The organism is Egicoccus sp. AB-alg2 (assembly GCF_041821065.1).
Taxonomy (GTDB): domain Bacteria; phylum Actinomycetota; class Nitriliruptoria; order Nitriliruptorales; family Nitriliruptoraceae; genus Egicoccus.
Genome location: NZ_JBGUAX010000010.1, coordinates 46,656 through 72,482 on the forward strand (window position 1 = coordinate 46,656; position 25,827 = coordinate 72,482).

Genomic DNA, 25,827 nt, shown 5'->3' on the forward strand with positions numbered 1-25,827 from the left:
GTCCGCTACGGTCGCGCCCATGGTCCCGGTCGCACAACTACGGGTGTTCACGCCGCTGGAGGCGTTCCCCCCGCGGGAACGCGAGCGGTGGTCGGCCTACGTCGCCGCCGGCCACGGACTCAACCGGCGCCAGGTCGCCGACGCCGAGGCAGGCGCGACGGCCGCCCGGCTGCTGACGGGCCGTTCCACGCTGACCGGGGCGGCCGCCCTGGGCGACGACGCGGCACTGGTCCGGCGGGCCGGCAACCGCATCCTGCTGTGCCCGTTGCAGCTCGACCTGCGGGCCGCCATGGCCATGGCCGCCTTCCGCCGCACGGTGCCGGACCTGCTCATCGACGCGTTCGTCCCCGACCACCGTGCTCTGGACCGGCTCGACGACCTGTCAGCCTCGGGTCGGGTGCCGCACATCCTCGACGAGCCGTGGGCGGTGCCGCTGCACTGGTTCGTGTGCTTCGACCCCAAGGAGCGACGGTTCACCGACCCGCCGGAGGGCGCCGGCCCACGGGTGACCTACCTCACGACCTGCGACCAGGCCGCCCAGCGGCTCGAGCGCGCGATCGAGGTCGTCGAGGCCACGGTCGAGGACGGCGACGACGTGCTCGGGGCGCTGGCCAGCGTGGCGGCCTGGGTCGACGCCTTCGATCCGGGGTCGCTGCTCGAGCTCGACTACGGCGGGGTGTCGCGGCTGCTGAGTCGCGACGAGCTGCATGCGGACCAGACCTGCGCCGAGTTGTGGCAGGCCGTGGACGCGTTGAGCTCGGGGGACCTGCTCGGCGCCGCCGCCTACTACGGTGTGGCGCGATCACGGTGGACGCACCGTCGCGCCAAGCAGCACGCGAGCTGACGGCGTCGCCGGCGCGGTGTGACGATCCCGGTCGAAACACGCTCCGTGACGCTGCGTGCACGCCGAGCGGGCACGCGACGCGGTCACCTACTAGCGTCGTACTGGACAAGGTCATGACGACGGGGTGGGGAAGGACGAGCAACGTGGAGGGGCAAGGCGCCGACAACCAGGACGCCTGGCTGACACCCGGGGAGGTCGCACGCCTGTTCGGGGTCGACCCGAAGACGGTCACGCGCTGGGCATCGGCGGGCAAGCTGACGCCGCAGCGGACCCTGGGCGGCCACCGGCGCTACCGCGCCGACGAGGTGCACGCGCTGCTGCGCGAGTTCGGCCCTCAGCCGGCCTGACGCGCGGGTCCTCGTGCGCGCCTGAGCAACCGCAGCCGCGTCCCGGTCACCCGTCCACGGACCCTCGCCGAGCACGCGGGGGTCCGTTTCGCCGTGCCCGCCCGGCGCCGTGCGCGCGCCAGAGATCGCCGGAGCGGCGGAAACGGCCGAGTGGCCGGCCGCATCACGTCTCCCGCACGACGCCATGGACGAACGTCCTTTGTTCGGACGGTCATGCTCTAGCGTTCGACGACCGTCGACCAGGGAGGCTCGACGGCTTCGTGAAGGGGAGCAGAATCCTGTGACAGTCCATGACCACGTGCGGCCTCGCCGAGGCCGCGTCGCACGACGGACCCGGGTGGTGGCGCTGCTGTCCGCCGCGAGTCTCGTGACGACGACCGTCGGGGCGGCCGCCGCCCCGATCTTCGACGACGTCGACTACGACGACTCGCCGCACGCCGAGGCCATCACGGCCCTCGCCGAGCAGAAGATCATCGAGGGGCGCGTCGACGGCAGCTTCGACCCGTCCGGCCGGCTGACCCGCGCCCAGTTCGCGTCGATCGTCGCGCGCGCCGCCGGCCTGGAGTCGTCCGACGCCACGCCGTTCCCGGACGTGACCGGCGGGCCGCACGCGAAGAACATCGCCGCCGCCGCCGACGCGGGCATCATCCTCGGCTACAAGGACGGCAAGTTCCGGCCGGGCGCGACCATCCAGCGCGACCAGGTCGCCGCGATGCTGTACCGGTGGCTACGCCCCCCCGCGGCCGACCGCGCCGCGTTCTCGGACCTGCACCTGACCACGCACGCCGCCGCGATCAACGCCCTGGCCGAGGTCGACGTCGTGTACGGCAAGAACGACCGCACCTTCGACCCGGCCGCCAAGGTGCGACGCGACCAGAGTGCGTCGATGGTCTTCCGTGGCCTGCGCTACCTGAAGTCGCTCGAGCCGACCGGCCCCAACCCGTGGGACGAGATCGGCCGCGACGCGCTGCGCACCGAGATGCCGGAGGGTGACATCTCCGGTGTCAGCTACCACGGCACGATCGTGCACCCCGACCACGGCGCCCCGAACCCGGAGAACCCCGACGCGACGCTCAACCTCGCCGGTGGCACCTCGGGGGTGAACCCGGTCCGCTACGAGCACGGCGAGGCGCTGGTCACCAGCGGTTCGTTCGGGCTGCGGATCTACGACGTGCGCGACCCGTACGCGCCGAAGCTGCTGGGCGAACTGCCCCGCGCGGAGCTGGCGCTGCCGGGCGACGACCCGACCCGCAACTACCACTCGTCCGAGTCGATGAACATCGACAAGCAGCGGATGCTCGCGTTCCTCTCGCGTGACCCGCGTGCCTTCTCGAACCCGCAGACCTCCGGGCCGTCGGGCTTCTACATCATCGACATCGCCGACCCCACCGCCCCCGAGGTCCTGCACTTCCAGCAGGTCGGGGCCGGCCACACGACCACCTGCGTCAACAGCTGCCAGCAGCTGTGGAGTGGTGGGCCGTCGCGCGCGACGACCGACCCCGAGGACTGGATCGCGCGGCCGATCTTCGTCAGCGACGTCTCGGGCGTCGAGCGCGTCGACGGCGAGATCGTCGGGCTGGAGAGCGTCTTCACCTACAAGGACCCGGTCGACATCGGCCGCTACCGCGGGATCACCGACTACGCCCACGACGTCCAGGTCGACCAGCAGGGTGTCGCCTGGGTCTCCGGGCGCGGCGGCATCCGCGGCTACTGGACCGAGGGACGCCACTTCGACCCGCTCCTGGGCCGCGAGCGCACCGCCTTCGCCCACAACCCGGTGCCCTACGCCGGCGGCGAGGTCGGCGAGTACACCGGCCTGCCGGCAGGCGACGCGCGCCGCATGAACGGTGCGATCCACAACCTGGAGCGGCCGGTCGACGGTCCCGACGGCGACTCGGCCTGGCTGGACTCGGAGCGTCCGCGTCGGCCCGGCGCCGGCGACGGCGCCACCCCCGGTGGCGACTACGCACCGGGCGAGCTGGTCTACGTCGTCGACGAGAACTTCACGGCGCCGTGCACCGACTCGGGCAAGTTCTACATCGCCTCGCTCAAGGGCGCCGACCAGGGTCAGGCCTGGCGCACCGCGGACGAGGTGGCCGAGGAGGGGCCGTTCGAGCTCGACGAGATCGGCCGGTGGAGCGTCGCGGGCAAGGAGGGGACCAACAATCCCAACTCGAGCTGCTCGGCGCACTACTTCAACATGAAGGACGGGATCGTCGCCGGCGGTTGGTACGGCCAGGGCTTCCGCTTCCTGGACGTCACCGACCCGACCGACCCGATCCAGATCGCCTACTACCGCCCGAACCAGGGCAGCGGCTGGTCGGTCCACTGGATCGGCGAGGTGATCTACGCCAACGACACGCGTCACGGGATCCACATCCTGACGCTGGACGGGGACGCGGCCCACGCCGCCTCGACCCGCACCGAGGTGCTGGCTCCGCCGATGACCGCGCAGCAGGCGGCCTTCGAGGAGGACCTCGTCGCGGACCCGGTCTTCGGCTGGTCCTGCGCGCTGCCGGCCAGCGACCTGGCCGACGAGGACGTGCCGTCCGGCGACGCGTGAGCGTCGTGACCGGCTGATCGGCGCGCGGATGCGACGCCACGTGGCCCCGACCGCACCCGCGGTCGGGGCCACACCTCGTTCCCGGCCCGATGAGCGCTTGGTCGAGCCTGCGACGCTTGGTCGAGGCGGTGGCGCTTGGTCGGGTCTGCGGCGCAGGGTCGAGGCGGAGGCGCTTGGTCGAGCCTGCGACGCACGGTCGAGGCACTGATGCTCGGTCGAGCCTGCGACGCATCGGTGCGGCGCTGGACCGACCGTGCGTCACTCGGCCGACCTCGTGCGCGATGGATCGGTCACCGCGGTGCGACGTGCCGGGCGGGGCGAGGGTCGGGCCGGCGCTTGGTCGAGCCAGTGACGCTTGGTCGAGGCGGTGGCGCTTGGTCGAGCCGGCGCCGCTTGGTCGAGGCGGTGGCGCTTGGTCGAGCCAGTGACGCATGGGTGCGGCGCTGGGCCGACCGTGCGTCACCCGGCCGACCTCGCGCTCGACAGGCCCCGGTCACCGCGGTGCGGCGAGGCCGGGCGGGTCGAGGGTCGGACCGGCGCTCAGGCCAGGGCGCGGGCCAGCACCTCGGGGGTGACGTTGCCTCCGGACAGCAGCACCCCGACCCGCGCGCCCCGCAGGTCCGGGAAGCGTCCGGCCAGCAGGGCGCCCAGGGCGCTGGCGCCGGACGGCTCGACGACCTGCTTCATGCGGGTGGCCAGCAGCCGCATGGCCGCGAGCGCCTCGTCGTCGTCGACCCCCTCGACCCGGTCGACGTGCGCGCGGAGGAGCGCGAGGTTGCGGACGCCGACCTCGGGGGTCTGCTGGCCGTCGAGGAGGGTGCGCCCGACGGGGACCTGGACGACCTCGCCGCGCTGCATGGCGTCCCGGGCGGCGCGACGGCCCGCAGGTTCCACGCCGAGCACCGTCGCCTCGGGCCGCACGGCGCGCATGGACACGGCGCTGCCGGCGAGTAGCCCACCACCACCGATCGGCACGACCAGCGCGTCGAGGTCGGGCACGTCCTCCAGCAGTTCGAGGGCGGCCGTGCCCTGCCCGGCGATGACGTCGGGATGGTCGTAGGGCGGGACGACGGTGGCGCCGCGTTCGGTGGCGATGGCCTCGCCGATGGCGCGCCGGTCCTCGGTGTAGCGGTCGTAGGTGACGACCTCGGCGCCGTAGTCGCGAGTGGCGGCCACCTTGACGGGCGGGGCGTCCAGCGGCATGACGATCGTGGCCGGCACCGCCAGCAGGCGGGCGGCCAGCGCCACCGCCTGGGCGTGGTTGCCCGACGAGAACGCGACCACGCCGCGGGCGCGCTCGTGCGGGTCGAGGGCGGCGAGCGCGTTGTACGCGCCGCGGAACTTGAACGCGCCGATGCGCTGTAGGTGCTCGGCCTTGCAGAACACCGTGGCGCCCGTGGCCGCGTCCAGCGTCCGAGAGGTCAGCACCGGCGTCCGGTGGGCCACGCCGGCCAGCCGCTCGGCCGCCCGCCGCACGTCCTCGAACACGACGGGCAGGGCGTCGGTGGCCGTGCTCACGACAGGAAGGCGAGCTCGTCGCGGATCTGGTCGGCGACCGTCCGGTTGGTCGCGTTCTGGACGGTGCGCAGGCGGTGGCGGCGCTCGTGTTCCTCGCCGGCCCGTACCCACTCCATCGCCTCGGCCCGCAGTTGGCGGTCGGCGAACTCGACCACGTCCGGCCGCTCGACGTAGCGGGCGAGGTCGCGCAGGTCGCCCAGGGTGCGCAGCCGCTCCTCCGGGTCCGTGTCGGTCGCGTAGGCGTCGATCAGCATCGTCGGCGCATCCGGGTCCTCGGCGAGGCAGAGGTTGGCCGCGTGCATGGCGAGGTTGAGCTGTCGCTCCACGTGGGCGGCGCGCACGAACGTCGCGAGCCGTGCCGCGCGATCCGGGCCCGCCTCCTCCCGCTCGAGCAGCGTGAGTTCCTTGGTCAGGTCACGTGCGCGTTGGTCGGGTGCGACCGGTTTGTACTGCGTGTTGACCATGACCGACCTCCCGCCGGGGACGTGCCCCACGTCCGTGTCGTCCGCTTCTTCCGACGAGCCTAGCCCCGTCGGGGCGGGACGACGCCCAGGGCCAGCCGTCGGCAGGCGGCCACGTAGCCGTCGCCGACCAGCGACAACAGGGCATCACCGACTGGGCCGGCCAGCCGCAGGGCGAGGGTGTCGGGGCGGGCGAACGCCACCAGCCGGAAGCGGACGTCGCCGTCCACCTCGTGGCGCACCTCGAAGCCGGCCTCGCCCGCCTCCACGTGTCCCGGCAGGCTGCCGTAGACGAAGCCGCGGCGGTCGGACTCGTCGGTGACGGCGATGACCCGGCACGGCACCGTGACGCCGTACCCGGCCGGCCCGAGCGTCAGCAGCACGTCCTGCCCCGGCACGACCCGCGGACCGACAGTGTCGACGTGCAGGCCGGTCCGACGGTGCAGGTCCCAGGTCAGCAGCCCTTCGCCGGCACGTTCGAACGCGGCCCGTCCACGCCCAACCCGCACGTCACGATGCAGGTGGCGGTAGCCGTCCGGCAGGCGTCCGCCGGTCGCGCCCACGTCCGGGTAGTTGAACGTCGCCGATCCCAGCCGCCGCAGCCAGCCCTGACGTCGGCGCGGGGTCGTGAGACGCACGGTGGCTCAGCCCGTCGGATCGCACATCGCGCGGGTGTCGTCGCGCAGACGCTCCGCCGCCGCGACCACCTCGGGATCCTGCAGCACGCTGCGGTCCCCGGCCCGGACGGCCTCTGCGGCGTCGGCGAGTCGGCGGGCGTCGCCGCGCAGGTCCTCCGGCGCCTGCGCGAGCGCCTCCTGGGCGGCGTCGGCGGCGGTCTCGTAGTTGCCGCCCTCCAGGGCGTTGGCGGCGCGCGCCACGCTGAGGCAGAAGCGGCCCCGCTCGGTCAGGTCCTGGGCCCCGGACCGGACGTCGTCGACGCGTTCCTGCAGACTCGAACAGGCCCCGCTCATGACGAGCAGGGCCAGCAGGGTGGCTGAAAGACGACGCCGCAACACACCCGGACTCTATCGAGGTGAACCGGCCAGGTTCACGACCGTTGGTGACCGTGCGGAGGTGGTCGCCACCGCGGGCAGGACGTCGTCGGACGGCCCGGAGGCGGGCCGGGCAGGGCAGGACGTGGCCCGAGCCATTACCGTGTTGACAGCAGCGTCGGGTCCGCCCGCCGGCAGGTGTGCCTGTCGCCTCCCAGTCCGACGGTCCGGTCCGACACCGACGGGCCGGCCCCCGACGCCGGTTCGTCCCCGACCCTCTTTCGCGGGAGCCCACGTCGTGTCCGAGATGCGAGAGCAACAGCAGTTCGCCTCCAGCCCGATCATCACCGACGGCCTGCCGGCCCAGTACCCCGACATCGACGAGACCGAGACGACGGAGTGGCTCGAGTCCTTCGACGCCGTCGTGGAGGCCTCCGGCAAGGCCCGGGGCCGCTTCCTGCTGCTGAAGATCCTCGAGCGGGCCCGGCAGCGCAACATAGGCGTCCCGTCGCTCACGACGACCGACTACCTCAACACCATCCCGCCGGAGCGCGAGCCGCGGTTCCCCGGCGACGAGGCCATCGAGCGGCGCATCCGCCACCACATCCGCTGGAACGCGGCCGTGATGGTGCACCGCACCAACGTGGAGCGCGGCACCGGCGGGCACATCGGCTCGTACGCGTCGGCGGCGTCGCTCTACGAGGTCGGGTTCAACCACTTCTTCCGTGGCAAGGACGCCCCGGGCGGTGGCGACCAGGTCTTCTTCCAGGGGCACGCCTCGCCCGGGATCTATGCGCGTGCCTACCTCGAGGGGCGCATGGACGAGTCGCGCCTCGACCGCTTCCGGCAGGAGGTCGAGCCGGGCGGGCTGTCGAGCTATCCCCACCCGCGGCTGATGCCGGACTTCTGGGAGTTCCCGACCGTCTCGATGGGGCTCGGCCCCCTGAACGCGATCTACCAGGCCCGCTTCAACCGCTACCTGCACGACCGGGGGTTCAAGGACACCTCCGACCAGCGCGTGTGGTTCTTCGGTGGCGACGGCGAGACCGCCGAGCCCGAGACCCTGGGCGCCCTGGCGGTCGCCAGCCGTGAGGGCCTGGACAACCTCACGTTCGTCATCAACTGCAACCTGCAGCAGCTCGACGGGCCGGTGCGCGGCAACGGCAAGATCATCCAGGAGCTCGAAGGCGTCTTCCGCGGCGCCGGCTGGAACGTCATCAAGGTCGTGTGGGGCCGCGACTGGGACGAACTGCTCGCCCGCGACGTCGACGGCGTGCTCGTCAACCGGATGAACGAGGTCCCGGACGGGCAGTTCCAGACCTACACCGCCAAGCCCGGCGACTTCATCCGCGAGGACTTCTTCGGCAAGGACGCCCGGCTGCGCAAGCTCGTCGAGCACCTCTCCGACGACCAGCTGACCAAGCTCTCGCGGGGCGGGCACGACTACCGCAAGGTGTACGCCGCCTTCAAGGCCGCGACGGAGACCAACGGCGCCCCGACCGTCATCCTGGCCCAGACCATCAAGGGCTGGACGCTCGGGCCGGACTTCGAGGCCCGCAACGCCGTGCACCAGATGAAGAAGCTGTCGTCGGACGCGCTGAAGTCGTTCCGCGACCGGCTCGGCCTCGACGTCTCCGACGAGGAACTCGAGGGCGACCTGCCCCCGTACTCGCACCCCGGCGAGGACTCCGAGGAGGTGCAGTACCTCAAGGAGCGGCGCCAGGCGCTCGGCGGGTTCGTGCCGGAGCGGCGGGTCGCCTTCCAGGTGCCCGAGCTGCCGTCGTCGGACCTCTACGGCTCGCTGAAGAAGGGCTCGGGCAAGCAGGAGGTCGCCACCACGATGGCGCTCGTGCGCCTGTTCAAGGACCTGCTGCGCGACAAGCAGTGGGGCAAGCGCATCGTGCCGATCATCCCGGACGAGGCGCGCACCTTCGGCATGGACTCGTGGTTCCCGACCGCCAAGATCTACGACCGGCTCGGCCAGACCTACGAGCCGGTCGACCGGGACCTGCTGCTGACCTACAAGCAGGCCAAGGACGGCCAGATCATCCACGAGGGGATCACCGAGGCCGGTTCGGTCGGCACCTTCCACGCCGCCGGGAGCAGCTACGCCACCCACGGCGAGCCGATGATCCCGCTGTACATCTTCTACTCGATGTTCGGCTTCCAGCGCACTGCGGACTCGATCTGGTCGGCGGCCGACCAGCGTTCGCGCGGGTTCCTGATCGGGGCGACCGCCGGCGGCACCACCCTCAACGGCGAGGGCCTGCAGCACCAGGACCGCCACTCGTTGCTGATGGCGCAGTCCAACCCGGCGGTGGAGGCCTACGACCCCTCGTTCGCCTACGAGATCGCGGTGCTGGTCGAGGACGGCCTGCGGCGGATGTACTCGGCCGAGGCGCACGGTGGCGACGGCACGCCGGGCGAGGACGTCATCTACTACCTGACCGTCTACAACGAGCCGGTCGTCCAGCCCGCCATGCCCGACCACGTCGACGACCAGCAGATCATCGACGGGCTGTACCGCTTCAAGGCCGGCGAGAAGGGCGAGCACACCGCCCACGTCTTCGCCTCCGGCACGATCATGCACGAGGCGCTGAAGGCGCAGGACCTGCTCGCCGAGGACTGGGACGTGCGCACCGACGTGTGGTCGGCGCCGGGCTGGAACCGGCTGCTTCGCGACGGCGCCGCGGTCGAGTCCTGGAACCGCACCAACCCCGAGGCCGAGCCGCGCGTGCCGCTGGTCACCCGCATCCTCGAGGAGACCGAGGGTCCCTACGTCGCGGTCTCGGACTGGATGCGCGCCACGCCGTTCCAGATCGCGGACTGGATCCCGGGTCCTTTCGCCGCACTGGGCACCGACGGGTTCGGACGCTCCGACACCCGCGACGCCCTGCGCAAGTTCCACCGCGTGGACGCCCACTCGATCGCCTACTGCGTGCTGGCGGAGCTGGTGAAGGTGGGCAAGCTGGACGCGGCGGTGCTGACCAAGGCGATCGAGCAGTACGAGCTGTCCTTCGACCGGGTCCCGTTCTTCGGTCAGCCGGGCGAGTCGGACGACATCACCCGCTAGCGGGTGCGACGGTGAACCCCGCGCCCGGCACCGCCTAGGCTGGCGGTGCCGGGCCATGCCGGGGGTCACCGGCACGGTGCGCATCCGATCTCCCGGCGTGGAAGGTGGCGTGGTGGGCATGTCGGAGCGAGACCGGATCGCGGCGCTCGAGCGCCAGAACGCGCGCCTGCAGCGCAAGCTCGATGCCCTGCGATCCAGCACGGCACTGCGGGTCGGCGAGACGATCGTCGGCACGGCGCAGCGTGTGCTGCCGACCTCGGTGGTGGACCGCATCCGGGCGCGCCGTCCAGGTGGCGCGGATCCCGCCGCGGGCCCCGCGGGCGCCGCGGTGCCGGCCGGCACGGCGGGCGCACCGGAGCCTTCCACCGCAGCGGTGCCGGCTGCCCGTGGCGTCGCCGAGCTGCCCACCTTCGAGGTGACCGAGCGACCGAGTTTCCCGGCCCCGGGCGAGCAGGCGGTCAGCCGCCGGCGCCCACAGATCACCCCCACCGACCACGGCGACGTCGGCGCCGTGCCGGACGGGCCCATCTTCGTCGGGGGGACCGGGCGGAGCGGCACGTGGGTCATCGGCCGGCTGCTCCACGCCCACCCGGCCTGGGTGACGATCCACACCGAGCTGCGCTACCAGGCGGACGGGCCCGGGATCGTCGACGTCCTCGCCGGCCGGGAGACCCCGGAGGCGTTCGCGGAGCGGGTGAGCGCGACGTTCCTCGACGTCATCGGGCCGTCCGGCAAGCCGAAGGGGCTGCAGGTCGTCGCGGGCGGCGGCGAGGTACGGCGTGCGCTGCAGCGGTTCGTGCAGCGGGCGGAGTCGGACGTCGCCGACGCGCTCGGGCAACTGCTGCTCGAGGTCGTGGAGCCGTTCGTGCGCGGCCGTGAGGGCCTGGGCTGGTCGGAGACCACGCCCGGCAACGTCCGGGTCGCGGATGCGCTGCTGACGGTGCTGCCGAAGGCGAAGCTGATCCACACGATCCGCGATGGCCGCGACGTGGCGGCCTCTGTGGCCAAGATGCCGTGGGGGCCGAACTCGATCGAGCGGGCCCTCGACTGGTGGGCCGGCCGGGTCTGGGCCGGGCACCTCGGCACCGTGGGCGCCGACCAGTCGCGCCTGCTGCGGGTGCGGCTGGAGGAGCTCGTCCACCTCGACCGCGACCGGCAGCTCGAGCGGCTGGTGTCCTTCACCGGCTTCGAGGACGACAAGCCGATGCGGGCCTACTTCGAGAAGCACATCAACGCGACCCGCGGCAACGTCGGCCGGTGGCGCAACCAGGTCGACGCCGCCGAGCGCGACCGGGTCGACCGCCGCTACCGCGACCTGCTGGGTCGTCTCGAGGCGGCCGGGGTCACCCACCTGCCGACCCCGCCGGACGCGGTCGACGAGCTGGCCGCCCCGCAGGGTGTCCCCACGGCCTGACCGATGCCGGGCGCGCCGGCGCGGGCGCACCTAACGTCGGTCCGCGTCGACAGCGACCAAGGAGACCGGCAATGGCGACGACCCGTACCTCGAACGCCGAATGGCGCGGCGACCTGAAGAGCGGCGGCGGTGAGCTGTCCCTGGGCAGCGGCCGCTACACGGGGCCCTACACGTTCGTGTCCCGCTTCGAGTCGGGTGAGGGTGGCACCAACCCCGAGGAACTGCTCGCCGCCGCACACGCGGCCTGCTTCTCCATGGCGCTGTCCAACATGCTGGCGCAGGACGGCACGCCCCCGGACTCGGTCCGCACCGACGCCGTCGTGACGCTGGACACCGTCGACGGCAAGCCCGCGATCACGAAGGTGGAGCTGACCACCGTCGGCAAGGTCCCGGGCCTGGACGCGGACGGCTTCCGTGCCAAGGCCGAGGCCGCCAAGGACGGCTGCCCCGTCAGCAAGCTGTTCGCGGGCGGCTCGGCGGAGATCACCGTCGACGCCCAGTTCGAGGGATAGCCCGCCGCTCGGGCGCACGCGACGGCCGGGCGGGTGCCCGGCCGTCGGTGTGTCTCCCCGGGCCCCTCGTCGGCGGCCGATCGGCGCAGGTGTTGCGCCCTGCGGCCACCGCCGCGGTCCGCCCTGGACAAGCCCGAACTAGCTCACAAGGATGCCCACCGACTCGTCGCCCGAGGGAGACGACGGGTCCGGAGAGGGAGTCCATGACAAGACGCAGGAGGTGGGCCAACGCGGTGCTCGTGCCCGCGCTGGTGCTCACGTTGGGGGCGACACCCGCCCAGGACGGACTGCCGATGCCGCCCGGCGACGCCCACGGCGTCGACTACTGGGGGACGGTGGAGCTGTCGGGCCTGACCTCGATGAACGTGGTGCAGTACGGCAACCGGGACGTGCTGTTCGCCGTCGGCCGCTTCGGGCTGCGCTCGTACGACATCAGCAACCCGAAGGCGCCGCAGGAACTCGGCCGGCTCGAGTCCGACGCCCTGAAGTTGCCCGGCGACGTGGCGGGGACCTTCTGGCAGAGCGAGTCGACCAACTTCGACCAGAAGCGCAAGCTCGCATTCCTGTCTCGTGACCCGCGCGCGTTCAACCAGCCGCAGAACCAGGGCATCGCGGGCGTGTACATCATCGACATCAGGGATCCGGCGGCGCCCGCGCTGATCACCTTCCACGAGGTCCCGGCGGGCCACACGACCACGTGCATCAACGACTGCCAGTACCTGTGGAGCGGTGGGCCGGCGCCTCGCGTCGACCAGCCCGCCGACTGGATCGGTCGTCCGATCTTCGTGACCGACGTCCGCAACCCGAAGAAGCCGTTCACTCATCCCGACCCGATCGACACCGGGCGCTGGCGGGGACGGACCGACTACAGCCACGACGTGCAGGTCGACAACGAGGGCATCGCCTGGGTGTCGGGCCGCGGCGGCGTGCGTGGCTACCGCACCGAGGGCCGCCACTGGGACCCGGTCCAGGAGCGCTACCGCGTGGCGACCGCCTGGGACCCGATTCCGTACGGCGGTGGCGAGATGGAGGCGCCCTACACAATGTTGGGTGCCATCCACAACAGCGAGCGGCCCGTCGACGGCCCGCCGGGACAGCGCAACGGCGTCGGTGTCCGCGACAGCGAGCGGCCGTTCCGCCCCGGGGCGAACGACGGCGCCGACCTGTCGCTCGGCTACGAGGCGGGCGAACTGATCTACGTGACCGACGAGGCGTTCCTGCCCTGCGCGGACGCCGGCAAGTTCTGGATCGCGTCGATCAAGGGCTCCACGGACGGTCAGGCCTGGCGCTCGACCGACGAGAACCCCTACCAGTTGGAGACGGTGGGTGTCTGGTCGCCATACCAGAAGGAAGGTTCGACCGATGCGGGCACCTGCTCGGCCCACTACTTCAAGATGAAGGACGGCATCGTCGCCGGCGCCTGGTACTCGCAGGGCTTCCGGTTCCTCGACGTGACCGACCCCACCGACCCGATCCAGGTGGCGTACTTCCGTCCCGACGGCGGCAGCGGCTTCGTGCCGGTCTGGCACGGCGACGTGATCTACGCCGGCGACAGCAGCCTTGGTATCCACGTGCTCACGCTGGACGCGGACGCCGCGACGGCGTCGGCCGCACGAGCCGAGGTGCTGGCGCCGAAGATGAACGCGCGTCAGGCGGCGCTGGCCCGCGAGTGGGCGGCCAGCATGCGGCCGGACCCGGCCTACGGCTGGTCCTGTCCGATCCCAGCCGCCTGATCGGTCGGCGTCCCGACGAGCACGGTGAGCAGCCGGTCACCCACCGGGTGACCGGCTGCCGCCGTCCCGGCCGCCGTTCCGGCGGCGCCGCCCGCCGCGGTCCCGGCCGCCGTTCCGGCGGCGCCGCCCGCCGCGGTTCCGGCCGCGGTGCCGGCCGGCGCCCGCAGCGCCCCGCGGCCGTACCGCTCCAGCAGCATCGCCGGGATCCGCGGGGCCGGCCGGGCCAGGGCGGCCAGCACGGCCGCTCCGGACGGCGTGGTCAGTTCCACCTCGCGGTCGTCGCCGCGGACCGGGAACCCCTGCAGCAGCGGCAGGACCACCGGTGGCGGCACCGGGAAGCGGCCGTGCGCGATGTCGATCACGCCGCCGCCCAGCGCCACCAAGGACGTCGTGACGTCCTCCACGTCCAGCTCCTCCAGGGCGGTCACGCCGGCGAGGATGCGGGCGACGGCGCGCGGCCGGCCGAGCTCGTGCAGGTGCACGTCGTCCACCGGGACGCCGTGCACGGCGGCCTCGGCATGGACCAGGGCGTCGACGAGGTCGTGGGCACGCTCGTCGGCGCGGGGCGGCAGCTTCGCACCGTCGACGGCACCGTGCATCGCCGCGGCGGTGGAGAGCCGGTCACGGGAATCGTGCCCGCGGTCGTCGACGACGACCTCGACGGCCGTGACCTCGCGGGCACAGACGGGGGTCGCCACGATGCGGGCGGCGACGCCGGCACGCGCCACGACGTCCTGGAGCGCCGCCACCTCCGCGCCGGCGTGCACGAGCGCCCCGAGCCACAGCTCGGCCGTGATGCCGTCGTCGCACAGCAGGTGGGCGATCCTCATTCCCACCCGCCGTGTCGCCGGTCCCCGGCACGGACGATGCGCCGCGCGAGCAGGGCCGCGCCCAGGCCGTTGTCGACGTTGACGACCGCGATGCCGGGCGTACAGGCCGACAGCAGCCCGTGCAGCGCGGTCATGCCGTCCTGCGCGGCGCCGTAGCCCACGCTGGTCGGCACCGCCACCACCGGGGCGGCCACCAGCCCGGCGACGACCGGTCCCAGGGCGGCCTCCATCCCGGCGACCACGACCACCACGTCGGCCGCCGCGAGCGTGTCCCGCACGTCCAGCACGCGGTGCAGTCCGGCCACACCGACGTCGGCCAGCACGGTCGGTCGTTCCCCCAGTGCCTCCAGCGTCACGGCACATTCCGTGGCGACGGTGAGGTCGCTGGTGCCCGCGGTCACGACCACGACGCGGCCCGCCAGCCGGTCGTCGAGCGGTGCCAGCGGGGCGAGCACGAGCATCCCTGCCTCGGCGTGCACGGCCGCCTGCGGATACGCGTCGGCCACGACCGCGAGGTGTTCCGCCTCGGCGCGGGTCACCAGCACCGGCGCGACGCCGCCTTCGAGCAGCGCCCGCACCGCCGTGAGCGTCTGGGCCGGCGTCTTGCCGGCCGCGTACACCACCTCCGGCTCGCCGGTGCGGGCGCCGCGTGCGACGTCGGCACGCACCGTCGGCCCGTCCAGGCCACGCAGGTCGGCGCTCACGACACACCTCCCACGATCGGCAGCCGTGCGAGGCCGGGACGCGGCCCGCCCGCCGCCCGCACGTCCGGCAGCGGTGGTGGGGCGGCGTCCGCGCGCAGACCGGCGAGGTCGAGCGTGACGTAGACGTAGCCGGCCTCGCGCAGCCCGGCGACGATGGCGTCGCGCCGGGCGACCGCGCGCGGGAGCTCGTCGGCGGGCACCTCGACGCGGGCGAGCTCGTCGTGGTGGCGCACGCGGAAGGCGCGGAAGCCCAGGTCGAACAGGTGCTGCTCGGCACGTTCGATGCGGGCCAGCTTCTCCGGCGTGACGGCCTCGCCGGTGGGGATGCGCGAGGCGAGGCACGCGAAGGCGGGCTTGTCCCAGACCGGGAGTGCGAGACGGTGCGCCAGGTCGCGCACGGCGGCCTTGTCGAGGCCGGCCTCGCGCAGCGGCGCCCGCACGCCCCAGGCCTGGGCGGCGGCGCGGCCGGGCCGGTGGTCGTCGAGGTCGTCGACGACCTCGCCGTGGGCGATGGTGCGCAGCCCGCGCCGGTCCGCCACCGCCCGCAGGGCCGCGAACTGGTGGTCCTTGCAGAACCGGCAGCGGTTGCGCGGGTTGGCGGCGTAGCGGGCGTCGGCGACCTCGTCGGTGTCGACCACCTCGACGTCGATGCCCAGCGCGTCCGCCAGCGCCACCGCCGCGTCGAGCTCACGCCGCGGCAGCGACGGCGAGCGCGCCACGACCGCCACCGCCCCCGCGCCCAGCACACGGTGCGACACGGCCGACAGCAGGCTGGAGTCGACGCCGCCGGACAGGCCGACGGCGACGCTCTCCAGCTCGGCGACGACGGCCTCCAGCCGGGCGAGAGGGTCCTCTTCCCGTGCGGCTGCCGGGCTCATGCGCCACCTCCCCGTGCCGGCCACACCCGACGGCGGGCGTCGCGGTCGTCGGGTTCCAGCAGCTCCCAGCGCCGCCGCCAGTCGGCCACCTGGGGCCCGCGGGCGCTGGGCGTCTCGCCCTTCTGACGGTTGCGCATGGCGGTCCACCAGTCGGTGCGGTGCTCGTCGAGCAGCACGGCGATGCTGTCCTCCAGGCGGCCGGTGAGTGCGGTGACCGGCTCGTCGGCGCGGGCCCGCAGCGGCGCGCCGAACCGCACCCGGACCCTGGGCCGGCCGGAGACGGGCCAGGCCGCGCCACGCGGCATCGCCCGCCACGAACCCTCGATCGCGACCGGTACGATCGCGACACCGGCCGTCTTGGCGAGGTGGGCGGCGCCGTGGCGGAACCGCCCGGCCCACCCGTCCTTGGAGCGGGTGCCCTCGGGGAACAGCAGCAGGTGGTTGCCGGCGGCGAGCAGGTCGTCGGGCAGTTCGCTGCGGCTGCGCTGCGTGCGGTCGATCGGCACCGCGTTGAACACCAGCGCGGTGGCGGCCGCCCGCCACCAGGCGTCGAAGAAGTAGTCGGAGGCGGCGACGGTCACGGTCTTGCGACGGACCTCGGGCGGCAGCGCGGTCAGCACGAGCGGGGCGTCGAGGTGGCTGGAGTGGTTGGGGGCGAGCACGACCGGTGCCCGGGCCGCCTCCAGGACCCGTTCGCGGTCCTCGACCGTGATGTCCAGCTGCGAGGCCAGCAGCGGCGCCAGCACGCCCGCCTGCAGGCCGGTGCGGGCCACGCGGGCCGGTCGCGTCCGCGACCAGCCGGTCGGGAACGGTCGCGGCCCGGGCGCCTGCACGGTGTCCACGACCGTGCCGGGCGGCAGCGGCCGCCGGCCCCAGCGCCAGTCGCGCGCCGCCTCGCGCAGTCGCATCAGCGCACCTCCGCGAGCGTCAGCGGTGGGGCGTGCAGGTAGGTGATCGACGGGTCGCGACCGACCGTGTCGCTGGCCATCTCCAGCGCGTCGGTGAGCGTGCCGGCGGCACGGAAGCCCATGCGCCGGGCGACGGCCGGGTCGGCCCCGACCCAGATCACGTCGCCGAGGTGGTCCATGCCGTGGGCGCCCCAGTACCACATGTAGAACGGGTGCACGCCGTGGTAGGCGTGCGACTCGCGGTAGAGGTGCACGTACCACGGGTCGGCGGCGTAGGCCTGCTCGTACTTGCTCTCGATCAGCGCCGGGTCGGTGGTGTCGGCCAGCACCTGGTCGAAGAAGTCGATGTAGGACGGGTGGTGGACCTGGTGGAACTCGCGCCGCAGCGGGTGGAACAGGATCATCACGCCGCCGTGGCGGACCAGCGGGCGGCCCCGGTACATGTTGAAGAAGTACCCGAGGCCCATGCACATGGCCAGGATCGGGTTCATGATCGAGTTGACGTTGTAGGGCCCGACGTAGGGGATGCCGGTCACCAGCACGTCGGTCTGCCCGTCGACCTCGACCAGCTGCTGGCGGTGCACGTGCTGCAGCGTCACGGGGTGCACCGCCTCGGTCTCGCCGGCCTGCACGCTGGTGAGCCGGAACGGCGCCCGTGAGGCGTGCATCGCCCGACGGCGCGCCTTGGCCGGCATCCGGTCCAGCGCGCGCTGCAGGGTGAAGGCGGCGGCCTGGTCCTTGACCGACCACTCCCACTCGCGCTTGGTGAAGAACGCGGCCTGTTCGGGGAAGGCGGCGTTGTTGACCGTGGTCTCCACGGTGAAGATCGTCAGGTGTTCGGCCAGCAGCCGCCCCATCCGGGTCGCGGAGCCGTGCAGCGCGCTGTGGCCCGGGTCCATGTAGCTCTTGGAGCGCAGCATCGTGTGCACGTTGTGGTGCGGCCGCAGGCTGCGGTAGCCGGCCAGCCCGACGGGCACCGACTTATGCCCGCCGTCCATCGTCACGAGGTTGACGTTGACGTACACGAGCAGGTCCGACTCGGCCGCGCGCCGGTTGATCTCCACGTCCTCGCCGTGGTCGGTCACGCCGACATGGCGCATGCCGTGGGGGTCCTCGGCGTCGTGGTTGCGCAGGTGGTCGGGCCAGAACGAGCGGAACACCCGGTCGCCGACGATGTGGCGCAGCTCGTCGGCGGTCATGCGCCGGTGCAGGGCGTTGGCGGCGATCAGTTCGACGTCGTCCACGCCGACCTCGGCCGCCAGGGTCAGCACCTGCTCGATGACCCGCTGCCGGATGTCGGGCCGCCGCATGCTCGGCAACGGCAGCGACAGGTCGTCGAACGCGATCGTCAGCCGCATGCCGGGGAACAGCAGCTCCCGCAGCGGTGGGCGGCCCATCGGGTGCTCGAGCGCATGGGCGATGGCGGCGTCCGGGTCGGGCAGGCCCGGCAGCACGTCGGGCGGGTAGACGGCCCGCGTGCCCAGCGGGAAGCGTTCGAACCGCAGCTGCTCGCCGGCGTGGACCAGCAGCGGCGGCGTGCGCTCGTCGACCTCGACGACGACTCCGGGGCGTGGCATGGCGGCTCCTTGGGCCGGTGCGAGCGGCTACGGCGTGGCGCCGGTCAGGTCGAAGGCGACCTTGGCCGTGCCCAGCCGGCCCGCATCCAGCGCGTGGTCGACGGCCTGGCGCCACTGCTGCAGCGGATAGGTCGCCAGCGCGAGACGGTCGAGCGGGGCGGTGGTCGCCAGATCGGTGGCGAGGTCGAAACCCGACCGGTGCCCGGCCACGGGTTCGCGCCCGCTGGCGTAGGCGCCGACGACCGTGAGCTCGCGGAACCAGGCCGGGGACAGGTCGACCCCGGGCGGGGGCATGCCGGCCAGCACGACCCGGCCGCCGGCGCGGGTGGAGCGCAGCGCGAGGTCCAGTGACCCGCGCGAGCCGGCGCAGTCGATGGCGACGTCGACACCGCCGAGCAGGAAGTCGCGGCCGAGATCCGGCCGCAGGCGGAACGCGCCGGTGTCGCGCCGGACGGTGCCGGTGGCGCCGTCGACGGGGGTCACGGTAGAGGCGCCGAGTTCACGGGCCAGGGCCTGTTGGCGTGGGTGCTTGGCGGTGGCGACGATCCGGCCAGCCTCGGTGAAGGCGCGCAGCGCGAGGATGGTCAGCAGGCCGACGACGCCGCTGCCGACGACCAGCACCTGCTCGCCCGGGGCGGGCTCGGCCCGCAACGCCGCGTGGATCGCGCAGGCGAGCGGCTCGATCAGCACCGCCCGTGCGTCGGGCAGCGCGTCGGGGACGGCGTGCAGCTGGGAGCGGTGCGCGACCAGTTGCTGGGACCAACCGCCGCCGACGTCGGCGCAGTAGCCGGTCTGCAGTCCGGGTGCGAGGTGGCCCACGGTCACGTGCTTGCACCGGCTGGTGGTCCCGGCCGCGCAGGCGTCACACGGCGGCAGGCCGCGCGGATCGCAGCTGAGCAGCGGGTCGAGCACCACACGGGTCCCGGCCGGCAGCCCGTCGACGTCGTCGAGGAGTTCGCCGACGACCTCGTGGCCGGGGGTGATCGGGAACGTCACGAGCGCGGAGAAGTAGGGCGAGGTGGTGCCGGCCAGCATCGACAGGTCCGAGCCGCAGATGCCCGACAGCCGCGGGCGGACGCGCGCCCAGCCCTCGCCGTGCAGCGACGGGGCGCTGGTCGACACCAGGCGCAGGGGCGCCAGGCCGCTGGACACCACGCCGGGCAGCCGGGACGAGAGTGCACGCGAGGCGAAGTAGCGCGGCAGCGAACGGTGTACCTGGAGCGCGAGCACGTCCATCAGCCCGCTCCCGACCGAGCACGTTCGCGGCCGTGCCCGCCGTTGCTGGCGCCGTCATCGGTGGCATCGGCGCGCGGACCGGGCGGGGCGGCGCGCACGTGGGCGGGCGCCCCGTCCCCGTCGCGCCAGGCCGCGATCGCCCACCGTTCGCGGCGGGCGAGTCGGTAGAGCACCGGATCGGGGTCGACGGCCACCGGATGACCCACCGCCCGCAGCAGCGGTGTGTCCGACCGGCTGTCGGCGTAGGCGTAGCTCGCGGACAGGTCCGCGCCCACCTTCCGGGCGTACTCGCGCAGCCAGGCCGCGCGGGTCGCGCCGACCAGTGGGGCCGAGGCGAGGTGGCCGGTGGCGCGGCCGGTCGCGTCCACCTCGAGGTCGGCGGCGGCGATCTCGTCGAAGAGGCTGCGCAGCGGCTCGCAGAAGCTGCGCAGCGCGCCGGTCAGCAGCACGGTGCGGTGGCCGAGGTCGCGGTGCTCGCGGACGCGACGGACCGCGGCCGGTGCCAGGTCGTGCAGGATGCGCTGGCCGAGGTCCTCGGCCACCAGCCGGTCCAGCGCCGCCACGTCGGCTCCGGCGAAGCGCTGGTAGAAGGCGCGCAGGAACCGGTCGCGGCCGGACGCGTCCAGGGCGAGGTAGCGCGGCAGCGTGCGCAGCACGTCGGCGGCCTCGCGCAGGCCCGCCACCCGGTCGTCGTGCCAGCGGGCCCGCAGGTAGGCGGTCAGGACGTTGGTGCTGGCGACGGTGCCGTCGAGGTCGAACACCGCCAGCACGATCGGCGCGTCGTCCTCGCTGCGCGTCGGTGTCGGCGGCGGTCTGTGGGGGCGTGGCCCGGTGGGACGCCGGATCCGGAACCAGGCGGCCACGGCTGGCAGGTGCACCTCGGCGAGGTAGTGCGGCCAGTCGATGTCGGCCGGGTCGAAGCCGAAGTGGGCGGCGTCGTGGCCGTCCAACCGGTCGCGAAGCGCCTGGGCGGTGTCGTCGAGGTAGACGGCCTCGGTCTGCGCGTAGATGCCGTACAGCTCCAGGAACCGGCCGAGGTTGTCGAACCGCTGCTGCTGGCGGTCCAGCTCGCGGCCGAGCCGGCGCACCCGTTCACCGGTGACGGGCGAGCGCTGCATCAGCCGCGCCGCCCCGCGGGTGACCACGGTGGCGGCCCGCAGCTGCCGTTCGACGGCGTCGACGCCCGGGAACCGCCAGGTCGGCAGCCGCGGGGTGCCGTGCACGCCGGGCAGGGGATGCTGGTCGAAGTAGCCGCGGACGAGCCCGTACAGGCGGGTCAGCGGCAGCGGGTTGCGGGCACCGGTGCCGACCACGATCCGTGCCGGCTCGCCGGCCGGAGGCGGGTGGGCGGCCGCCACGAGCACGGCGTTGGCCACGAAGTCGACCGGCACGAGGTCGACCACGCTGTCGGGGAAGCCGGGGAACTCCGGGATGTCGGCCCGGCCGAGGCCGATCATCAGCGGGTCGGCGACCTTGAACCCCTCGATCCAGCCGGGATGGGGGTGGCGCAGCGCCGACTCCACGATCGTGGGCCGCACGATGGACAGCTGGTGCTGTCCGAAGTGCTCCTCCGCGACCCGCTCGCCCATCGCCTTGGTCATGGTGTAGACGTCGGCGAACCCGAGGCTGCGGGCACGTTCGCGGCCGGCGGCCACCAGCTGGTCCTGCACCCAGGTGGTCCGCAGGCGCTCGGTCTCGTGCCCGATCGCCTCGTCGCCGTGGGCGCCCACCTCGCGCCGGGCCGCCTGCCGCCAGCGGGCGAGCCGGGCCGGCTGGCGCGACACCACCTCGACACGCTCGGCGAGCTGGTCGGCGGCCGCCGCCTCGACCCGCCAGTCCACGTCAGCGCGCACCGGCGCCTCGGGGACCGGGCCGGGCCGCCGCGCCGCGACGTAGGCCGTGGAGACGTGTACGAGCTGCCGGCAGCCCGCCGCGCGGGCCGCGGCGTACAGGCGGTCGACCCCGGTGGTGTGGGTCCGGAACGCGTCCTCGATGCGGGTGTCGAAGGCGACCGTGCCGGCGACGTGCAGCAGCACGTCCAGCGGCGGCAGCTCGAACGTCGTGCCGGCGGGCGCGTCGAGGTCGAGGTCCACCACCTCGACGTGCTCGAGTGCTTCGGCGACGCGACCCTGCTCGCGCAGGCCCTGGAACGCGGAGGCCCGCTCGAGGAGCTGCTGCACGCGGTCGTGGGCGCTGGTGGAGCCGCGGGCGCGCACGAACAGCACCAGCCGGGTGTCGGGCAGGTCCTCCAGCGCACGTGCGAGCAGCGCCTGCCCGACGAATCCGGTCGTGCCGGTGATCCCCAGGCGGGTGCCCGCCAACAGGGACGCGATTCCGACTCCCACGGCTCCCCCCGGGCCAGTCGCTTGCGGCGCCCGACCCTAGTCACGGTCCGCACGTGCGGGCAGGGTCGCTGGGGTTGTGCGACCTGTCCGTTCGGGTGCGCTACAAGGCAGCCCCACCGAGTCGCGACCCGCCGCAGGGGGCACACGCACGTGGCTGAGCTGACCTACTTCTACGGCACCATGAACTGCGGCAAGTCGACGCTGGCCCTCCAGATCCACCACAACGCCGTGACCGCGGGCAAGCACTGCCTGTTGTTCACCAAGCACGATCGGGGCGGTGGCCGCATCACGTCGCGGATCGGTCTCTCACAGGACGCGGTGGTGGTGACCGACGGGCTCGACATCGCCGCGCACGTGCGCTCCGTGACCAGCGGCGGGGACCCGGTCGACGTCGTGATCTGCGACGAGACCCAGTTCTACACCCCCGAACAGATCGAACAGCTGGCCTGGCTCGTGGACGAGCTGGACGTCGAGGTACAGGCGTTCGGGCTGTTGACCGACTTCACCTCGCACCTGTTCGCCGGCTCGAAGCGCCTGCTCGAGCTGGCCGACCGGCGCCAGGAGCTGCAGGTCGAGGCTCGCTGCTGGTGCGGCGAGCGCGGCACCCTCAACGCCCGCACGGTCGACGGGGCGATCCAGCGGCAGGGCCAGCAGGTCGTCGTCGGGGACCTGCCCCAAGCCTCCCTGGAGACGGGAACGGTCCCCACGGTGGCCTACGAGGTGCTCTGCCGGCGCCACCACCGGCTGGGGATCACGCGCGCCGAGGCGGACCGCCAGCCCGGGCGATCGCGCGAACGGACGGTCGTACCGGTCGCCTGATCGGCCGCGAGGCGGTAGCGTGTTCGCCGTCAGAACCGGTTCGCGGGCAACCGCGGACTACCACCGGGCCGCACTGAAGCTGTGACGAATGGTTGCAGCACGGCCTTTGAGAACGGAACAACGCATGCCGCAGGGCACTGTCAAGTGGTTCAACGCCGACAAGGGCTACGGGTTCATCCAGCCCGACGACGGGGGCGAGGACCTCTTCGTCCACTTCTCGGCGATCAACTCGCAGGGCTACAAGTCCCTCGACGACGGCCAGAGGGTCAGCTTCGAGGTCACGCAGGGGCAGAAGGGCCCGCAGGCTTCGGACGTCACGCCTCAGTGAGGCGCTGAGCGTTTCGGTACCTCCACGGCGCCCCGGGCTTCACGGCCCGGGGCGTCGTCGCATGTGTGACCATCTCCGGTGGCCGGCTTCGGCGTGGTCGGCTCCGGGAGGTGATGGTGGATGTGGTGCAGACGCATCGCGGTGGGGTTGTCGGTGACGGTGCTGCTGGCCGGCTGTGGCGGCGGCGGTGGGACCGGAGAGGACGGCGCGGCCACCGGTGCCGGCCAGGAGGAGACCAGCGGCGGCGCGGCCGGGGACGCCACCGGCGGGGAGGCGGCCGGCGGTGAGACGGCTGGCGGGGATGCGGCCGGTGACGGCGACGTCGCGATCGTCGACAACGCCTTCGAGCCGGCCGACCTCGACGTCGCGGCAGGTACGGCGGTGACGTGGGAGAACACGGGTTCTCGCACGCACACGGTGACGTTCGAGGACGGTGAGGACTCCGGCGACCTCGCCGCGGGCGACACCTACGAACGCAGCTTCGACGCGGCCGGCGCGTTCCCCTACGCGTGCCGGATCCACCCATCCATGCAGGGCACCGTCACGGTCGGGTAGCAGCCGGGCCGGTGCCGCCCGCCGCGATGCGTGCATCCAGGCGCGCACCACCGGCGGGTCCGGATGCACGGATCCGCCGGCAACGGGCGCGCGGGAGGCGGTTCGTGCACCGACGCGCCGTTTGGTTCGTCCGGTTCGCCCGATAACACAGCGTGGTCACGCGGGCCGAATGGGCGATGTGCGTCGCGCGGTGCGCGGGCGCCACGGTCCTCCGGTGCCCTCAACGGGCTCACAACTAGCGTCGCCGTGCTGGGCCGGATCGGGAGACCGGCCTTGCGGAGAGCCGGCGCGGTGACCCGCCGTCGCCGGCGTGGCATGCAGGACCTGGACCAGGACCTGCACGGCGTTGGAGAGGCACATGGGAGCACGTGCACGCACGACGGGCCGGCGACGCCGCTGGTTCGGAACCTTCGCGGCGGCAGCGATGGTGATGAGCCTGCTGCCGGCCAGCGCGGTCGCGCAGGACGACCCGCGCATCGGGCTCGGAGGCGGTCAGTTCGACGCCGAGCAAGCGATCAGCAACCTCGAGATGGTGGCGAACTGGTCGAAGGCGGACGGCGGGCTGTTCAACCCGGACGCGCCGACCAGCAGCTCGTACTGGATCTCGGACATCGCGTTCCAGGACGACCTGCTGGCGCTGGGCAACTTCTACGGCTACCAGCTGTTCGACGTCTCGGACCCGGCGGACCCCCGGGTGATCGTCGACGTCGTCTGTCCCGGCGGGCAGGGCGACCCCTCGATCTACGGCAACCTGCTGTTCCGCTCGGTCGAGCAGGGCACCGGCCGCATCGACTGTGGCACGCAGGGCAACAGCGGTCCGACGGCCGCCGAGACGCGGTTCCGCGGCATCCAGATCTGGGACGTCAGCGACCCCGAGGACCCGAAGCAGGTCGGCGGTGTGCAACTGTGCCGCGGTTCGCACACCCACACCGTCGTCGAGGACCTGAACGACCCGGACCACGTCTACATCTACAACTCCGGGACGTCCGGCAGCGGCCAGAACAGCGGTGACAACACGCACTGCAACAGCGGTCCGGCGGACACCGAGCGGCCGTCGCGGTGGATGACCGAGGTGATCAAGGTGCCGCTGGCGAACCCAGCGGCTGCCGAGGTGGTCAACGAGGCGCGGCTGTTCACCGACCCGAACTCGGGTGCGGTCAACGGGCTCGGCAATGTCAACCACTGCCACGACATCACCGCCTATCCGGAGATCGGTCTGGCGGCGGGTGCGTGCCAGGGCCGTGGCCTGCTGATCGACATCACCGACCCCGCCAACCCGACGCGAGTGGACGCGGTGGCGGATTCGAACTTCTCGTACTGGCACTCGGCGACCTGGAACAACGACGGCACGAAGGTCGTGTTCACGGACGAGTGGGGTGGCGGGACCGGTGCGCGCTGCCGCGCCAGCGACCCGATGATCTGGGGCGCCAACGGCATCTACGACGTGGTCCAGACCGAGGACGGTCCGCGTCTGGAGTTCCGTAGCTACTACAAGCTGCCGGTGCCCCAGACCTCGCAGGAGAACTGCGTGTCGCACAACGGCTCGCTGATCCCGGTGCCCGGCCGCGACATCATGGTGCAGGCCTGGTACCAGGGCGGGACGTCGATCTTCGACTTCACCGACTCGGCGAACCCGGTCGAGATCGCCTACTTCGACCGGGGGCCGGTGGCGGCCAACCTCGTCACCGGCGGGCACTGGTCGTCGTACTGGTACAACGGCCTGATCTACGGCTCGGAGATCGCCCGCGGCCTCGACGTGTTCCGCCTGGTGCCCTCCGAGCACCTGTCGGCCAACGAGATCGCGGTCGCGGAGTCGGTCACCTTCCCGGAGACCAACGTCCAGGCCCAGGTCGCCTATGCGTTCGAGCCGAGCTTCACGCTCAGCCGGGCGTACCGCGACCAGGCCGAGCGGGCCGGGATGGACGCGGACCTGCTGGCGAACGTCGACAAGTTCCTCGACCGGGCGGAGCGGTTCCAGTCCGGGCCCCAGGCCAGGGCGGCGATCGCCAACCTGCGCGCGTTGGCCAACCAGCTCGACGACGCTGGCGGGTACGACGACCTGTCCGCGTCGCTGCGTGACCTCGCCGATGCGATGAGCTGAGCAACTGCGACACACCGCGTGGGGGCGTCCGCACCGGGCGCCCCCACGTCGTGTGCCGGGCCGGCCGCGGTGCCCGACGATGGGCCCAA

At 73.0% G+C, this 25,827-nt stretch carries 22 protein-coding genes; 11 read left to right on the top strand and 11 right to left on the bottom strand.

Going from position 1 to position 25,827, the window contains the following annotated elements; genetic code table 11:
- Positions 1–19: 19 nt before the first annotated feature.
- From ACERM0_RS18950 to ACERM0_RS18960, 3 genes are all read left to right on the top strand, one after another.
- On the top strand, positions 20–844 hold the full coding sequence (locus tag ACERM0_RS18950; protein ID WP_373680199.1) for a hypothetical protein: 825 nt from the start codon (positions 20–22) through the stop codon (positions 842–844).
- A 143-nt stretch (positions 845–987) separates the two neighbouring features.
- Complete coding sequence (locus tag ACERM0_RS18955; RefSeq protein ID WP_373680200.1) at positions 988–1,191, top strand: BldC family transcriptional regulator; 204 nt, start codon at positions 988–990, stop codon at positions 1,189–1,191.
- A gap of 340 nt (positions 1,192–1,531) precedes the next feature.
- Positions 1,532–3,754 carry an S-layer homology domain-containing protein gene (locus ACERM0_RS18960; protein ID WP_373680201.1) on the top strand — a complete coding sequence of 741 codons (2,223 nt, stop codon included), beginning with the start codon at positions 1,532–1,534 and terminating at the stop codon, positions 3,752–3,754.
- Between the two features lie 540 nt (positions 3,755–4,294).
- Here ACERM0_RS18960 and ACERM0_RS18965 read toward each other — a convergent pair.
- Genes ACERM0_RS18965 through ACERM0_RS18980 form a run of 4 tightly spaced genes read right to left on the bottom strand, consistent with a single transcriptional unit; the run spans position 4,295 to position 6,704 of the window.
- Positions 4,295–5,272: a pyridoxal-phosphate dependent enzyme gene (locus ACERM0_RS18965; protein WP_373680202.1), complete on the bottom strand. Its 978-nt coding sequence runs from the start codon at positions 5,270–5,272 to the stop codon at positions 4,295–4,297.
- Complete coding sequence (locus ACERM0_RS18970; RefSeq protein WP_373680203.1) at positions 5,269–5,736, bottom strand: hypothetical protein; 468 nt, start codon at positions 5,734–5,736, stop codon at positions 5,269–5,271. Before ACERM0_RS18970 ends, ACERM0_RS18965 begins: the two co-directional genes overlap by 4 nt.
- A 59-nt stretch (positions 5,737–5,795) precedes the next feature.
- The gene (locus ACERM0_RS18975) at positions 5,796–6,371 is read right to left on the bottom strand and encodes a DUF1990 family protein (protein WP_373680204.1); all 576 of its coding nucleotides are present in this window, start codon (positions 6,369–6,371) and stop codon (positions 5,796–5,798) included.
- Between the two features lie 6 nt (positions 6,372–6,377).
- The gene (locus ACERM0_RS18980) at positions 6,378–6,704 is read right to left on the bottom strand and encodes a hypothetical protein (RefSeq protein ID WP_373680205.1); all 327 of its coding nucleotides are present in this window, start codon (positions 6,702–6,704) and stop codon (positions 6,378–6,380) included.
- Between the two features lie 328 nt (positions 6,705–7,032).
- Here ACERM0_RS18980 and aceE point away from each other — a divergent pair, with 328 nt between their 5' ends.
- The 4 genes from aceE to ACERM0_RS19000 all read left to right on the top strand — a co-directional run bounded on the left by aceE (position 7,033) and on the right by ACERM0_RS19000 (position 13,457).
- Positions 7,033–9,798, top strand: coding sequence for a pyruvate dehydrogenase (acetyl-transferring), homodimeric type (gene aceE, locus ACERM0_RS18985; protein ID WP_373680299.1), 2,766 nt, complete (start codon positions 7,033–7,035; stop codon positions 9,796–9,798).
- Between the two features lie 55 nt (positions 9,799–9,853).
- Positions 9,854–11,212 (top strand): sulfotransferase, encoded by a 1,359-nt coding sequence (locus tag ACERM0_RS18990; protein WP_373680206.1) that lies wholly within the window; start codon positions 9,854–9,856, stop codon positions 11,210–11,212.
- Positions 11,213–11,283: 71 nt separating this feature from the next.
- Positions 11,284–11,724 (top strand): OsmC family peroxiredoxin, encoded by a 441-nt coding sequence (locus ACERM0_RS18995; protein ID WP_373680207.1) that lies wholly within the window; start codon positions 11,284–11,286, stop codon positions 11,722–11,724.
- Positions 11,725–11,927: 203 nt separating this feature from the next.
- Positions 11,928–13,457 carry an LVIVD repeat-containing protein gene (locus ACERM0_RS19000; protein WP_373680208.1) on the top strand — a complete coding sequence of 510 codons (1,530 nt, stop codon included), beginning with the start codon at positions 11,928–11,930 and terminating at the stop codon, positions 13,455–13,457.
- On the opposite strand, the gene larC is transcribed toward ACERM0_RS19000, so the two are convergent.
- The 7 genes from larC to ACERM0_RS19035 are packed head-to-tail and all read right to left on the bottom strand — an operon-like array spanning position 13,424 to position 21,935.
- A complete protein-coding gene (gene larC / locus ACERM0_RS19005; RefSeq protein ID WP_373680209.1) occupies positions 13,424–14,287 on the bottom strand; it encodes a nickel insertion protein in 864 nt (287 codons plus the stop codon). The genes ACERM0_RS19000 and larC overlap by 34 nt on opposite strands.
- On the bottom strand, positions 14,284–14,991 hold the full coding sequence (larB, locus tag ACERM0_RS19010; RefSeq protein WP_373680210.1) for a nickel pincer cofactor biosynthesis protein LarB: 708 nt from the start codon (positions 14,989–14,991) through the stop codon (positions 14,284–14,286). The genes larC and larB overlap by 4 nt, the downstream gene beginning before the upstream one ends.
- On the bottom strand, positions 14,988–15,869 hold the full coding sequence (gene larE / locus ACERM0_RS19015) for an ATP-dependent sacrificial sulfur transferase LarE (RefSeq protein ID WP_373680211.1): 882 nt from the start codon (positions 15,867–15,869) through the stop codon (positions 14,988–14,990). The genes larB and larE overlap by 4 nt, the downstream gene beginning before the upstream one ends.
- Positions 15,866–16,777, bottom strand: coding sequence for a lysophospholipid acyltransferase family protein (locus tag ACERM0_RS19020; RefSeq protein WP_373680212.1), 912 nt, complete (start codon positions 16,775–16,777; stop codon positions 15,866–15,868). The genes larE and ACERM0_RS19020 overlap by 4 nt, the downstream gene beginning before the upstream one ends.
- Positions 16,777–18,354 carry a lactate racemase domain-containing protein gene (locus tag ACERM0_RS19025; protein WP_373680213.1) on the bottom strand — a complete coding sequence of 526 codons (1,578 nt, stop codon included), beginning with the start codon at positions 18,352–18,354 and terminating at the stop codon, positions 16,777–16,779. The genes ACERM0_RS19020 and ACERM0_RS19025 overlap by 1 nt, the downstream gene beginning before the upstream one ends.
- Positions 18,355–18,381: 27 nt before the next feature.
- Positions 18,382–19,590, bottom strand: coding sequence for a zinc-binding dehydrogenase (locus ACERM0_RS19030; protein ID WP_373680214.1), 1,209 nt, complete (start codon positions 19,588–19,590; stop codon positions 18,382–18,384).
- Positions 19,590–21,935 carry an HAD-IB family phosphatase gene (locus tag ACERM0_RS19035; protein WP_373680215.1) on the bottom strand — a complete coding sequence of 782 codons (2,346 nt, stop codon included), beginning with the start codon at positions 21,933–21,935 and terminating at the stop codon, positions 19,590–19,592. Before ACERM0_RS19035 ends, ACERM0_RS19030 begins: the two co-directional genes overlap by 1 nt.
- Positions 21,936–22,085: 150 nt before the next feature.
- Here ACERM0_RS19035 and ACERM0_RS19040 point away from each other — a divergent pair, with 150 nt between their 5' ends.
- The 4 genes from ACERM0_RS19040 (at position 22,086) to ACERM0_RS19055 (ending at position 25,738) form a co-directional block, all read left to right on the top strand.
- Positions 22,086–22,754 carry a thymidine kinase gene (locus tag ACERM0_RS19040; RefSeq protein WP_373680216.1) on the top strand — a complete coding sequence of 223 codons (669 nt, stop codon included), beginning with the start codon at positions 22,086–22,088 and terminating at the stop codon, positions 22,752–22,754.
- A 124-nt stretch (positions 22,755–22,878) separates the two neighbouring features.
- Entirely contained in the window at positions 22,879–23,082 is a 204-nt protein-coding gene (locus tag ACERM0_RS19045; protein ID WP_373680217.1) for a cold-shock protein, read from the top strand.
- Positions 23,083–23,202: 120 nt separating this feature from the next.
- Complete coding sequence (locus tag ACERM0_RS19050; RefSeq protein ID WP_373680218.1) at positions 23,203–23,637, top strand: cupredoxin domain-containing protein; 435 nt, start codon at positions 23,203–23,205, stop codon at positions 23,635–23,637.
- A gap of 358 nt (positions 23,638–23,995) precedes the next feature.
- Entirely contained in the window at positions 23,996–25,738 is a 1,743-nt protein-coding gene (locus tag ACERM0_RS19055) for an LVIVD repeat-containing protein (RefSeq protein ID WP_373680219.1), read from the top strand.
- Positions 25,739–25,827: the final 89 nt, after the last annotated feature.